At 48.1% G+C, this 14,478-nt stretch carries 10 protein-coding genes; 9 read left to right on the forward strand and 1 reads right to left on the reverse strand.

What is annotated here, in order from left to right:
* Positions 1-305: 305 nt before the first annotated feature.
* On the forward strand, positions 306-485 hold the full coding sequence (locus tag LF817_RS17780) for a XapX domain-containing protein (RefSeq protein ID WP_253937157.1): 180 nt from the start codon (positions 306-308) through the stop codon (positions 483-485).
* A gap of 2 nt (positions 486-487) precedes the next feature.
* On the opposite strand, the gene cls is transcribed toward LF817_RS17780, so the two are convergent.
* Entirely contained in the window at positions 488-1,675 is a 1,188-nt protein-coding gene (gene cls / locus LF817_RS17785; protein WP_253937158.1) for a cardiolipin synthase, read from the reverse strand.
* A gap of 163 nt (positions 1,676-1,838) precedes the next feature.
* Here cls and LF817_RS17790 point away from each other — a divergent pair, with 163 nt between their 5' ends.
* From LF817_RS17790 to icmF, 8 genes are all read left to right on the forward strand, one after another.
* Positions 1,839-3,974: a heterodisulfide reductase-related iron-sulfur binding cluster gene (locus LF817_RS17790; protein WP_253937159.1), complete on the forward strand. Its 2,136-nt coding sequence runs from the start codon at positions 1,839-1,841 to the stop codon at positions 3,972-3,974.
* Between the two features lie 828 nt (positions 3,975-4,802).
* Positions 4,803-5,996, forward strand: a complete 1,194-nt coding sequence (locus LF817_RS17795; protein WP_253937160.1) for an acetyl-CoA C-acetyltransferase — start codon at positions 4,803-4,805, stop codon at positions 5,994-5,996.
* Positions 5,996-6,847 (forward strand): 3-hydroxybutyryl-CoA dehydrogenase, encoded by an 852-nt coding sequence (locus tag LF817_RS17800; protein ID WP_253937161.1) that lies wholly within the window; start codon positions 5,996-5,998, stop codon positions 6,845-6,847. The genes LF817_RS17795 and LF817_RS17800 overlap by 1 nt, the downstream gene beginning before the upstream one ends.
* Before the next feature lie 21 nt (positions 6,848-6,868).
* Entirely contained in the window at positions 6,869-8,014 is a 1,146-nt protein-coding gene (locus tag LF817_RS17805; protein WP_253937162.1) for an acyl-CoA dehydrogenase, read from the forward strand.
* Positions 8,015-8,026: 12 nt separating this feature from the next.
* Complete coding sequence (locus tag LF817_RS17810) at positions 8,027-9,166, forward strand: acyl-CoA dehydrogenase (protein WP_253937163.1); 1,140 nt, start codon at positions 8,027-8,029, stop codon at positions 9,164-9,166.
* Between the two features lie 21 nt (positions 9,167-9,187).
* On the forward strand, positions 9,188-10,123 hold the full coding sequence (gene meaB, locus LF817_RS17815; RefSeq protein ID WP_253937164.1) for a methylmalonyl Co-A mutase-associated GTPase MeaB: 936 nt from the start codon (positions 9,188-9,190) through the stop codon (positions 10,121-10,123).
* Positions 10,123-10,752, forward strand: a complete 630-nt coding sequence (locus tag LF817_RS17820; RefSeq protein WP_253937165.1) for a TetR/AcrR family transcriptional regulator — start codon at positions 10,123-10,125, stop codon at positions 10,750-10,752. Before meaB ends, LF817_RS17820 begins: the two co-directional genes overlap by 1 nt.
* A gap of 15 nt (positions 10,753-10,767) precedes the next feature.
* On the forward strand, positions 10,768-14,016 hold the full coding sequence (gene icmF / locus LF817_RS17825; protein ID WP_253937166.1) for a fused isobutyryl-CoA mutase/GTPase IcmF: 3,249 nt from the start codon (positions 10,768-10,770) through the stop codon (positions 14,014-14,016).
* Positions 14,017-14,478 lie beyond the last annotated feature (462 nt).

Consider the following 14,478-nt stretch of genomic DNA (forward strand, 5'->3'; position numbering starts at 1 on the left):
TTGCTTCTTAAATTCATCTGTAAAGTTACGGCGATTCCTTGGGGTCATGTGTAGTCTCCTTAATTGAAATATTTAGTAAAGTGTAACTCACCTTAACGAAACTGTCCAAATAAGTGTAGCCTATCCAACGAACCCGTTATTTCGTAATAAAGTCCAGCAACCCTGCCGTAACATTCAATAGTTCTCTTGTAATTCATAAAAAATTAATATACAAAATGAGCCGCCTCTCATACAATAAGGAGGCGGCTTTTTACGTTGATCAAAAACGGACAAGTTGGAAATAGTAAAGTAAAGGAGGATTCATCATGAAAGAAGTAGCTTTAGCTTTGCTTGCAGGATTTATTGTCGGAGCGATTTTTGCAGCATTCAAATTACCGATTCCTGCACCCCCCGCTTTAGCAGGAGTAGCAGGAATCGTTGGCATTTATTTAGGTTTTAAATTCATCGCGTGGGCTGGCCCGTCGATTACATCGATTTTCAATTAACTTTATAAAAGAGGACGGAAAACTTTAGCGATCTGTTCTTTCATTTTCATAGAGAATGGTCGATTTTTGATCCATTCCTCATCCAGCCGTACGGAATCCCGAACGTCATCCAAGTAGGCGGAGCGCAGGTCCTCGACAAATTCATCTTCATAAATGTACATGTTCACTTCTTTGTTCAAATATAAACTGCGGCGGTCGAAGTTTGCGGTTCCTAAATAAGCAAAAGTGCGGTCGACCATCATGACTTTGGCATGATAAAAGCCGGCATCAAAAAAGCTGACATTCCCGCCATGACGAGCGAGTTCGTACATGTAGGGCAGTCCTGCTTCTTTTACCAGTGGGTGGTCGGGTTTCATCGGAATCATGACATGGATGTTTACACCACGGTCGATCGCTTCTTTTAAGGCGGCTAACAGCATATTTGTAGGAATGAAGTAAGGCGTACCTATGAAAATCTCCTGTCTCGCATTTTGAATCATTTCAAAATATTCATCTTCAAGTTCTCCGCCATCTGTAGCTACGATACGCACCGTATGTTCTCCATCTCTGTTTCTGATGAAAGGCTTGTCGTTTTCTTGGGTAGCCAGTCCCCAGTCATCCAGAAAGGTGCGTTGTAAATCGGAGACGACCGGTCCTGTGACACGCAGGTGATAATCCCGCCAATCCTGGAACATCGAGCTGTCACCCATATACACCCGCCCCACATTATATCCACCTACATAGCCGATTTTTCCATCAATCACCGAAATCTTACGGTGGTTTCTTCGGTTCAATTTATAAAAAAAGTATGGAAAGCCTGGCGTTTCTGCGAATTTGAATTGCACGCCCGCTTTTCTTAAGTCATGCCGTATTTTTTTGTTAATCTGATAGCTTCCCATCCGGTCTGCCAGCAATCGGACTTCTGCTCCTTCTTCAGCTTTCTTTTTTAACGCCTCTAACAATTTCTTCCCGGCTTTATCGTTGTTGATAACATAAAAAAATACATCGACATTGTGTTTAGCGTTAGCGATGTCCTGACAAAGATCTTCGTACAGGGGAGAGCCGTTTTTATACAGCTGGTAATTTCCCGTCGTGATGGAATGGGGCAAGTAGCGTACTTTTTTTAAATGATCTTTTCGTCCTAATTTGAAATCTATGATGATTAGTAAAATAAGTAGAATGATGGCAATTGCTATCGAACTTATAATCAATGTGAAGCCTCCTCTTGAACAGTATGGTTAGTCTTCCCTATTTTTCCTATTATCGAACATGAAATATTTTGGAAATGTGTTGACTGAATGCTCATTCATAATTTATAGTAAAGCTATAAGATTCAGAAAATTTCTGGTCGAACAACGAAGAGGGGGAGAACATATGAATCCGTTGTTAATCGCCAATTGGATATTATTCATAGGGGTGACGGTTTACGGTTTATACTTATTCGTTCGAGTCGTACGTACGAGGATCGAATACATCAAAATGGGACGGAAATTTGAATTTGATGGGGAAATCAAGCAGCGCCTTAATAAAGTGCTGGTGAATGTTTTCGGACAGAAGAAACTGTTAAAGGACAAGAAGTCCGGAATTATTCACGTCATGTTTTTCTACGGCTTCATTCTTGTCCAGTTTGGTGCTATCGATTTTATTTGGAAAGGGCTTGCACCTGATTCACATTTGCCGCTTGGACCTTTTTATCCTGGCTTCACTTTTTTCCAGGAGCTTGTGACACTGATGATTATCGTGGCGGTCGTATGGGCGTTCCATCGTCGCTATGTCGAAAAGCTTGTACGTTTAAAGCGCGGGTTTAAAGCAGGATTGGTTCTTTTATTCATTGGAGGACTTATGGTATCGGTCCTTGTAGGAAACGGTATGGGAATGATCTGGCACGGCCATGAAGGGACGTGGACAGAGCCTGTTGCGAGCGTTATTGCAAGCGCTTTCGGATGGATGCCGCCAGTGGCAGCTGCTGCCGTGTTTTTCATTATGTGGTGGATCCATACATTGATCTTACTGACGTTCCTCGTGTACGTGCCGCAATCGAAACACGCACATTTAATTGCAGCACCGGTCAACACGTTCTTAACACGTCTGGATCCTCCAGGAAAATTAAAGACAATCGATTTTGAAATCGACGAAGAAGCAGATGAAGAGGATGTTTCATTTGGTGTAGGTAAAATCGAGGATTTCAGCCAGCTTCAGATGATCGACTTATATGCCTGCGTTGAATGCGGGCGCTGTACGAATGTATGTCCAGCGTCAGGGTCCGGAAAAATGCTGTCGCCGATGGACTTGATCATTAAGCTGCGTGATCACCTGACAGAAAAAGGTGCGGCTGTCACAGGTCAGGCGCCGTGGGTCCCGTCGTACGCTTTTTCAGGAACAGACGGTAACACGCTCGCCCAAATGGCTCGCGCACAAGGTACAGAAGAAGCGGCTGCTGCTTTAGGGGATGTTCATAATAAAAGCTTAATCGGGGACGTCATTACAGAAGAAGAACTGTGGGCTTGTACGACATGCCGTAACTGTGAAGATGCCTGCCCGGTCATGAACGAACACGTTGATAAAATCATTGACCTGCGCCGCTATCTCGTACTGACGGAAGGAAAAATGGATCAAGACGGACAGCGCGCGATCATGAATATCGAACGTCAAGGTAATCCTTGGGGACTTTCTAAAAAGGATCGTGAAAACTGGCGCGATGCAGAAGAAGAGGTTCATATTCCGACTGTGAAAGATTTGAAAAAATCCGGTGAAGAATTCGACTACTTGTTCTGGGTAAGCTCAATGGGCTCTTACGATAACCGCAGTCAGAAAATCGCTATGGCGTTCGCGAAGCTGATGAATGAAGCGGGCATCAAATTTGCGATCTTAGGCAATAAAGAACAGAACTCAGGCGATACCGCCCGCAGGATGGGGAATGAGTTCCTTTTCCAGGAGCTGGCCGAGAAGAATATCAAAGAATTCGAGAAAAATGATGTGAAGAAAATCATTACGATCGATCCGCACGCCTATAACATTTTCAAAAATGAATATCCGGATCTAGGATATGAAGCGGAAGTTTATCATCATACGGAAATGCTGGCTGAATGGCTGAAGGACGGCCTTCTGAAGCCAGACGCTGAAGTGAATGAAACGATTACGTATCACGACAGCTGTTACCTCGGCCGTTACAACGAAGTGTATCAGCCGCCGCGCGATGTGCTTGAAATGATTCCGGGCGTTAAAGTGGTTGAAATGAAGCGGAATCGTTCAAATGGTATGTGCTGTGGAGCCGGCGGCGGAATGATGTGGATGGAAGAAAAATCCGGAAACCGCATGAACGTCGCTCGTACAGAACAAGCACTCGAAGTAGAGCCGACCATGATCTCAAGCGGCTGCCCATTCTGTCTGACGATGCTGTCTGACGGAACAAAAGCCAAAGAAGTCGAAGAAAAAGTAAGCACAATGGACATCGCTGAGATATTAGCAAAATCTATTTTTCCTGAAAAGAAAGAAAAAACAGCCGTCTGATTAAACAGCAAAACAAAACAAAATTAGAAAAAAATAGTGGAAAGTGTACAGAATCTTTTGTACACTTTCCTTATGGAAACAAATTGAGCGAGCGTTCAATCACCTACCCAAAAATGAAAGCGTTGTCAAAAGAAAAGCGAAGAGAGGCGTTTAGGCCTGAAACGCGTAAGCAAGATGCCGAAGTGAAGCGAACTTCCTTCACGTAGGTAGATTGCTTACGTCGCGAAGGCCTGCCTCTCGGAGCTGGACACAAGAAAAGCGGAAGCGGCCTGGGAGACACGACACGCGTAAGCAAGATGCCGAAGTGAAGCGATCTTTCTTCACGTAGGTAGATTGCTTACGTCGCGAGTGTCTGGCCGCTGCAGCTGGACACAAGAAAAGCGGAGAGAGGCGTGGTATTAAGGAAGATCGACTAAGAGCGCCACATCCTGTGGCAACGTCGACCTGACCCCCGTCCTGGGGGCCCAAGCAAGATGCCGAAGTGAAGCGAACTTCCTTCACGTAGGTAGATTGCTTACGTCGCGAAGGCCTGCCTCTCGGAGCTGGACAGCAGAAAAGCGGAGGCGAGCGGTATCTTAAGGAAGATCGACTAAGAACGCCACATCCTGTGGCAACGTCGATCTGACCCCCGTCGTGGGGGCCCAAGCAAGGCGATGAAGTGAAGTGTTCTTTCTTCACGTAATCGAATTGCTTATATCGAAAGGTCCTGCGAGCCAGAGCTGGACAGCAGAAAAGCGGAAGCGAGCGGTATTTTTAAGGAAGATCGACTAAGAACACCACGTCCTGAGCGCACCAATAAAGATAGACAATAAAGAGGAGGAACTCAATATGCGTAAAACAGTAATCGTGTCAGGAGCAAGAACCCCTTTTGGAAAATTCGGCGGCGGTTTAGCTCCGCTGACAGCGTCACAGCTTGGCGGAATCGTTATTAAAGAAGCAATCAAAAGAGCTAACGTACAACCGGAAGAGATCGATGAAGTCATTATGGGAAGTGTTTTGCAAGGCGGACAGGGGCAGCTTCCTTCACGTCAGGCTTCTCGAGAAGCTGGGATTCCGTGGGATGTAAAAACAGAGACGGTGAATAAAGTGTGTGCTTCCGGAATGCGGAGTGTGACGATGGGCGATCAATTCATCCGTCTCGGCGAAGAAGAAATCATCGTAGCAGGCGGCATGGAAAGTATGAGCAACGCGCCGTATTTTATGCCGAAAGCACGCTGGGGTCTGCGCATGGGAGATGCTCCTGTGAAGGATATGATGGTCCATGACGGGCTGACGTGTTCGTTTGAAAATGTCCATATGGGCAATTATGGAAACCGCACGGCAGAGAAGTTCGAGTTGTCCCGCGAAGCGCAGGATGAGTGGTCTTACCAAAGCCACCAACGTGCCAGTGCCGCAATTGATTCTGGAAAAATGGCGGAAGAGATCGTAGCGGTGGAAGTACCTCAGCGTAAAGGGGAGCCGAAGGTAGTCAATGCTGATGAAGCTCCGCGTCGAGATACGACTGTAGAAGCGCTCAGTAAGCTGCGTCCTGTATTTGATAAGACAGGCAGCATTACGGCGGGGAATGCGCCGGGAGTGAACGACGGAGCGGCGGCGATGCTGCTTATGTCAGACGAAAAAGCTTCTGAGCTGGGAGTGGAGCCACTGGCCACTATATTGGCGCACGATGAAATTGCGGTAGAAGCGCAGGATTTCCCGGAAACGCCAGGTCTCGTCATAAATAAACTGCTTAAAAAAGCCGGTAAATCCATCGAGGACATCGATTTGTTCGAAGTGAATGAAGCGTTCGCAGCAGTATCGCTGGCCAGCAGTGAAATCGCCGGACTTGATCCTGAAAAAGTGAACGTCAACGGCGGTGCGGTCGCTTTAGGCCACCCGATCGGCGCGAGTGGTGCGAGAGTTTTATTAACACTCGCATATGAATTGAAGCGGCGCGGCGGCGGATTAGGCATTGCTTCTATCTGTTCCGGCGGCGGGCAAGGCGATGCGGTTCTCATTGAAGTTGCAGGAGGTCAATCCTAATGGCGATCAATAAAGTGATGGTGATTGGAGCCGGACAAATGGGAGCGGGAATTGCACAAGTGTTCGCCCAGGCCGGCTTGCACGTCAAGCTCAATGACATGAACGGGGAAGCGCTGAAAAAAGGAATATCAGGCATCGAGAAACGTCTGAACCGCGCGGTGGAAAAAGAAAAAATGTCTGCCAGCGAAAAAGAAGAGGCGTGGAACAACCTTGAATCCACTACAGATCTACGTGAAGCTTCCGATTGTGATTTAGTCATTGAAGCCGTTGTCGAAAGCATGGATATTAAAACACAAGTTTTTCAAACGTTGGATGAAGTTACACCCGAGCACGCTATTTTAGCTTCCAATACGTCTTCTCTGCCGATAACAGAAATCGCAGCGGTGACAAAAAGGCCTTCTCAGGTAATCGGTATGCATTTCATGAACCCGGTGCCGGTCATGAAGCTCGTCGAAATCATAAGAGCCTTGCAAACGAGTGATGAGACGTACGAGGCGATCGAAGAGATGAGCAACAAGCTCGGAAAAACACCTGTGGAAGTGAATGATTACCCTGGGTTCGTATCTAACAGGATTTTAATGCCGATGATCAACGAAGCGATTTACACCGTGTATGAAGGGGTGTCGTCTGTTGAAGATGTCGACACCGTCATGAAGCTCGGCATGAACCATCCGATGGGTCCGCTGCAGCTGGCCGATTTTATCGGTCTGGATACATGTTTATACATTATGGAAGTACTGCACGATGGGTTCGGTGACAGCAAGTACCGCCCGTGTCCACTACTTAGACAATACGTGAAAGCCGGCTGGCTTGGTAAAAAGTCAGGCCGCGGATTTTACAGCTACGAATAACGGGTGAGGGAGAGAAACCACATGAATCTGCAGTTTACGGATGAACAGTTGATGCTGCAAAAAATGGTCCGGGATTTTGCCGAAAAAGAAGTAGAACCAGCGATTGAAAGAATGGAGCGGGAGGACCGCTTTCCGGTCGAACTTGTCCGCCGTATGGGGGAACTCGGTTTGATGGGAATTCCCATTCCTGAACAGTACGGCGGATCGGAAATGGATTATACATCCTACGTGATGGCCATCCATGAAATATCGAAGGTGAGCGCTACGCTTGGCGTCATCTTATCCGTGCACACGTCTGTTGGAACGAATCCGATTTTATATTTCGGAACCGAAGAACAGAAACAGAAGTACATTCCGAAGCTTGCCTCCGGAGAATATTTAGGAGCTTTTGCCCTGACAGAACCGAGTGCAGGATCGGATGCCGGCAGTTTGAAAACGCGGGCGGAAAAGAAAGACGATCACTACGTGTTAAGCGGTGAAAAAATCTTCATTACCAATGGGGGAGCGGCCGATACGTTTATCGTGTTTGCCCGCACGAATCGAGATGAAAAGCGGGGCAGAGGAGTCAGCGCCTTCATTATCGAACGCGATACGCCAGGATTCACGGTCGGAAAAGCGGAAAGGAAAATGGGCATGCACGGCTCAAGTACCGTTTCCTTAAGCTTCGACCAATGCAAGGTCCCTGCGTCACAGCTGCTCGGTAAGGAAGGGGAAGGCTTTAAAATCGCACTTGCCAACTTGAACACGGGCCGGATCGGTATCGCTGCGCAGTCCCTCGGCATTGCAGAAGCAGCCCTTGAACATGCGGTCGCTTATGCAAAAGAACGGGAACAATTCGGGAAACCAATCGCCCAGCATCAGGGGATTGGTTTTAAACTAGCGGATATGGCGACGGATGTGGAAGCGTCGAAACTATTAGTCTATCAAGCGGCATCCTTGCATGGATCAGGAAAGAAATGCGGCAAGGAAGCCTCAATGGCGAAGCTGTTCGCTTCAAGAGCAGCGGTTCAAACGTCGATTGAAGCGGTTCAAGTCCACGGAGGTTACGGATATACCGAGGATTATGCCGTTGAACGATTCTTCCGCGACGCCAAAGTTTGCGAGATATATGAAGGTACGAGCGAGATTCAGCGCATCGTCATCAGTAATCACTTAACGAAAGATTAGGAGGCCCACAATATGAATTTTTCACTGACCGAAGAACAGGAAATGCTTAGAAAAATGGTCCGCGACTTCGCCAAAAAGGAAGTCGAACCGACAGCGGCAGAACGTGACGAAGAGGAGCGGTTCGACCGGGGAATTTTTGACAAAATGGCGGAACTCGGACTGACGGGAATTCCTTGGCCTGAGGAATACGGCGGGATTGGATCGGATTTCGTAAGCTACGTCATCGCTGTGGAAGAACTGTCCCGTGTCTGCGCTTCTACAGGCGTGACGCTCTCTGCACACATCTCGTTAGCGAGCTGGCCGATTTATACATTCGGCAATGAGCAGCAGAAGAAGACGTTCCTTGCCCAGCTCGCAAGCGGAGAAAAGCTCGGAGCCTATGCGCTTTCTGAGCCAGGAGCAGGCAGTGATGTGTCATCCATGCGCACACAAGCCAAATTGGACGGCGATCATTACGTTTTAAACGGAAGCAAAGTGTGGATAACAAACGGAGGCGTCGGGGACATTTACATCGTGTTTGCTAAAACCGATCCTGAAGCAGGCAGCCGCGGGGTTAGTGCTTTTATCGTTGAAAAAGGAACCCCTGGATTCACCTTCGGGAAAAAGGAGAAAAAACTCGGCATCCGCTCCTCTCCGACGACGGAGCTGGTTTTTGAAGATTGCCGGATTCCTAAGGAAAATCTGCTTGGCGATGAAGGGCAAGGCTTTAAAATCGCCATGATGACGCTTGACGGAGGACGTAACGGAATCGCTGCGCAAGCTGTAGGGATCGCTCAGGGAGCTCTTGATGAATCGGTCAACTACGCCAAAGAGCGCGAGCAGTTCGGGAAACCGATTGCCCAGCATCAGGGAATTTCTTTCAAAATTGCCGATATGGCGACTGAAACCGAAGCGGCGCGCCTGCTTACCTACCAGGCTGCTTACTTAGAATCAGAAGGAAAACCATACGCCAAGGCTTCCGCGATGGCGAAGCTTTATGCAGGAGATGCCGCGATGCGCATTACCGTTGAAGCGGTACAGGTTCATGGCGGTTACGGCTATACGAAGGATTATCCTGTGGAACGTTATATGCGAGATGCAAAGATTACGCAAATTTATGAAGGAACGAATGAAATACAGCGCTTAGTTATCGGTCGAATGGTGACTAAATAAATGACAGGAGGAGGGCCGGCGATGCATCGATTAGCAGAAAAAATTCAGCAGCAGGATATGCGGGCCCTCGCTCGTGCCATTACATTGATCGAAAATGACGATCCAGAAAAACTGAGTTTGATGAGTGATATCTTTTCCATCCAAAAAAAAGCCCATCACATTGGGATTACCGGCTCTCCAGGAGCAGGGAAAAGCTCGCTGATTAACCGGCTGCTCACGCATTTACGGTCAAAAGGACTGACCGTCGCTGTCATTGCCGTGGATCCGACGAGTCCCTTCAGCGGCGGGTCGCTGTTAGGCGACCGGACACGGATGAACCAGCACTTTATGGATCCGGGCATTTTCATCCGCAGTATGGCAACACGTGGGAGTCTCGGCGGTCTGGCAAGAGCGACAAAAGACGCGATTCGTGTATGCGATGCCTATGGGTTTGACATCGTCTTAGTAGAAACGGTCGGAGTCGGCCAATCCGAACTCGATATCATGAAAGTCGTCGATACGACAGGCCTTGTGATTACGCCGAACAGCGGGGACGTACTGCAGATTTTCAAAGCGGGAATTATGGAAATCGCTGATCTTTTCATCATCAATAAAGCCGATCTAAAAGGCGTCGGCCGTTTGAAAGCGACGCTCGAAGAGTACATGATGATCGCCCAGCCTAAAGGGTGGCATCCGCTCATTGTCAAAACCATTTCGACAGAGAATAAAGGAATGGAAGAGGTATGGCAGGGGATGGAAAAGCACCGATCCTACCTTTATGAAACGAACCAGGGGGAAAAACAGAGGAAGCAGCAGCTGCAGCTCGAAGTATATGATTTGATCCGTGAAGAAATATGGCGGGATGTAAAGCAGCATATCGAGGGTAACGAAGCCGCACGTACGCAGCTGGCCGATCCGGAGGCCGATCCATATCAACTGGCACGCTCCTGGTATCAAGCATGGAAGGGTGACGACTGATGACGAACAAACAAGTTCCTTCAACGATCAAGGATGAGATCCTCGTAGAGAAACGACGTCAGCAAATGATCAAAGGCGCCGTCATTCTTTTTACGGAAAAAGGGTTCCACAAAACGACGACGCGTGAAATCGCCAAAGCCTCCGGGTTCAGTATCGGCACGCTTTACGAATACATCCGAAAAAAAGAAGACGTGCTTTTTCTCGTGTGTGATTCGATTTATGAACGTGTAAAGGAGCGCATGGAGCAGTCGATCGATCAGAATGAAAAAAGCATCGCAAACCTCGTCCTTGCGATCCGCGCTTATTTTCATTTGATGGATGATATGCAGGGGGAAGTGCTCGTCATGTATCAAGAAGTCAAATCGTTATCGAAGGATGCACAGGATTACGTGCTGAAAAAGGAACGGGAAATGGTCGCCATGCTTGAAAAAGTCATTACAAACAGCCTGCCCGTCACGATCTCCCAGGAGCAAGTGGCCTTAGTCGCCAACAACATTTTCGTTCAAGGACAAATGTGGGGCTTCCGGCGCTGGATCCTGCAGAGAAGCTTCACACTCGAAACATATACAGAACAGCAAATCCAGCTGCTGCTGCACGGATTGAAAGTAGAAGAAAAAGAATTATCCTAACGAGGAGGGCGTCCTATGGAAAAGCCTGAAGTATATCAAGCGAAACATCCGATCCGCTTTGTGACCGCATCGAGTTTATTTGACGGACACGATGCCTCAATCAACATTATGCGCCGCATTCTCCAGGCGACGGGAGCGGAAGTCATTCACCTTGGCCATAACCGTTCCGTCGAAGACGTCGTGAACGCGGCGATCCAGGAGGATGTACAAGGTATCGCCATCTCGTCTTATCAAGGCGGTCACGTTGAATATTTTAAATATATGATCGATTTGCTGCGTGAGCGGGGAGCGGGACACATCCGCGTCTACGGCGGGGGAGGCGGAGTTATTATCCCTCGTGAAATTAAAGAGCTGCACGAATATGGTGTGGCACGCGTTTTTACGCCGGAAGACGGACGCGAACGCGGTCTGCAAGGCATGATCAATATGATGCTCGAAGAATGCGATTTTCTGCCGCCGCTGCAAAACATCGAAGAAGCGGTCTCCTTTCTGATAAAAGGCGAGCACCAGTCGATCGCGCGCTTTATTACGTATGTAGAAAACACGCCGCGAGAGGAACGCGAAGCCGTGGCCACTTTTGAAAGCGCTCTCGAAAAAGCAGTAGAGAAAAAAATTCCCGTGCTCGGCATCACCGGTACAGGCGGAGCGGGTAAAAGCTCCCTGACAGATGAGTTGATCCGCCGCTTCATCAATGAAATTCCCGACAAAAAAATCGGCATCCTGTCCGTCGATCCGACGAAGAAGAAAACCGGCGGCGCTTTACTAGGCGATCGGATCCGGATGAACGCCATTTTCAATCCACGCGTGTATATGCGCTCTCTCGCTACAAGGGACGCCCGCTCTGAATTATCAACGGCTGTCGAAGAATCGATTCAAGTGATGAAAGCAGCCGGCATGGATTTTATCATTATCGAAACAAGCGGGATCGGCCAGGGCGATGCAGCGATTACCGATGTGACCGACTTGTCGATGTACGTCATGACGGCTGAATTCGGTGCGCCGTCTCAGCTTGAAAAAATAGATATGATCGATTTTGCCGACTTTATCGTCATCAATAAATTTGAACAAAAAGGCTCTGAGGATGCACTTAATCAAGTGCGTAAGCAGTATGAACGGAGTCATATGCTGTTCCATGCGGACACATCAGCTTTCCCAGTTTACGGTACAATCGCCAGTCAGTTCAACGATCCGGGTACGAATACACTGTTCGCCGGCATCGTCGATAAGCTGAACGCAGACTATAACTGGCAGGATGAAACGACGTTAGAGCGTGTAGACAAAGTAGAAAAACAAAATGTCATCATTCCAAACGACCGCCAGCAGTATTTACGCGATATTTCGTTAGCTGTGCGTGATTATCATAAGTATTCGAACGACCAGGCCGAGCAGGCACGAAAGCTTTATCAGCTCAAAGGCACGGTTGCTCTGCTTGATGAGGAGGAGCACAAGGAAAGCATCGAACGCCTGATTGAAGATTACGAAGAGAAGCTCGACCGAGAGCCGACCTCCCTTTTAAACGACTGGGACGATTTGCACGAACGTTACAGCGGAGATACGTACACCTTCAAAGTACGTGATAAAGACATAACGATGGACATAACGACAGAAAGCTTATCAGGCTTGAAAATTCCTAAAGTCGCATTGCCGAATTACAACGACTGGGGAGACCGTTTGCTCTGGCTCATGCAGGAAAACGTCCCAGGTGCTTTTCCATTTACGACCGGCGTGTTTCCGTTCAAACGAAAAGGGGAAGATCCGAAACGCCAGTTTGCCGGAGAAGGAACGCCTGAACGGACGAACCGCCGCTTCCATTATTTATCCGAAGGCGACGATGCCAAACGTTTAAGCACTGCTTTTGATTCCGTGACGTTATATGGAGAAGACCCCGATGAACGTCCGGATATTTACGGAAAAGTCGGCGAAAGCGGAGTTAACATCTGTACGCTTGAAGATATGAAAAAACTCTACGCCGGGTTTGATCTAACTGAACCGACAACGTCCGTATCGATGACGATCAACGGACCGGCACCCATCATATTAGCGATGTTTTTCAACACGGCAGTCGACCAGCAGCTCCATAAATTCAAGGAAGAAAACGGCCGCGAGCCTGACCGTGAAGAAGCAGCGAAAATAAAAGAAGAAACGATCCACGTCGTACGCGGAACCGTGCAAGCCGATATTTTAAAAGAAGATCAGGGACAGAACACGTGCATCTTCTCAACGGAATTCGCCTTGCGCATGATGGGGGATATCCAGCAGTATTTTATCGATTACAAAGTGCGCAACTACTACTCCGTATCGATTTCCGGCTATCACATCGCCGAAGCCGGAGCGAACCCGATCACCCAGCTTGCGTTTACGCTGGCGAATGGCTTCACGTACGTCGAATACTATTTAAGCCGCGGCATGGATATTAACAAATTCGCGCCCAACCTGTCGTTCTTTTTCTCGAACGGACTCGATCCTGAATATACCGTGCTCGGCCGCGTAGCCCGCAGAATCTGGGCAATCGTCATGAAAAACAAATACGGCGCCAACGAACGCAGCCAGAAGCTGAAGTACCACATCCAGACGTCCGGACGATCCCTGCACGCCCAGGAAATCGACTTCAACGACATCCGGACGACACTGCAGGCACTCATTGCAATCCAGGATAACTGCAACTCCCTGCATACGAACTCTTACGATGAAGCGATCACCACCCCTTCACAAGAGTCCGTACGCCGCGCGATGGCCATTCAAATGATCATCAGCAAAGAGTTCGGTCTGACAAAAAACGAGAATTCCTTGCAAGGCTCCTATATCATCCGTGAGCTGACCGATCTCGTCGAAGAAGCCGTCCTGCAGGAATTCGAACGCATCAACGACCGCGGCGGCGTACTCGGCGCCATGGAGCGGCAGTACCAACGTGGAAAAATCCAAGAGGAATCCTTATATTACGAGGGCAAAAAGCATTCAGGAGAATTGCCGATTATCGGTGTCAATACGTACTTGAATCCGAACCCGCCATCCGAAGAGGAGATCGACTCGATGGAATTGACACGCGCCTCCAAAGAAGAAAAAGAGCATCAAATCAAGGAATTGCGCAGCTTCCAGAATGCGAATGAATCAGAAGCCGATGCCGCACTCAGACGTCTTCAGGAAGTCGCAAGCGGCGGAGGGAACATTTTTGCGGAATTGATGGAAACCGTAAAAGTTGCCAGCCTCGGTCAAATTACGAACGCTCTCTATAAAGTAGGCGGGCAGTACCGTCGAAATATGTAAGTCGTGAAACTCGTCATCCTGTAGGTAGGGGGTGGCGGGTTTTTACTATTTCTTTAGTAGAAGATAGAAAGATATAGCATTGCTTGAATACAGGATTCCGAGATATTAAGTGAGAGTCAGGGACTCCGGGAAACGATTCGCTTTCCGTGGGCGTACGCTGAGCCTCCTCGAGCTTCGCTCTCCGGGGTCTCATCTAACCCGCGTATCCCACAGGAGTCTCACCGTTTCCCTACGCCCCTTACGTTATAAATTTTCTCGGAATCACTGTAATTCAACTCTATAAAGAACAATGAAAATAGCGATTAAACTACTATTGTACGAGAGCTTTTTCAATCTATAATAGCGGAATGGATTCATATTGATCGAAAAATTAAAAAAACAAAAAGGCCATAACTAAAAAAGATAGAACGTGTTTGGCGGGACATCACGTCCAGAAATACGTTTTGACAATCATTTACGTCA

The sequence above is a fragment of the Halobacillus sp. A1 genome, from assembly GCF_024189295.1.
Taxonomy (GTDB): domain Bacteria; phylum Bacillota; class Bacilli; order Bacillales; family Halobacillaceae; genus Halobacillus_A.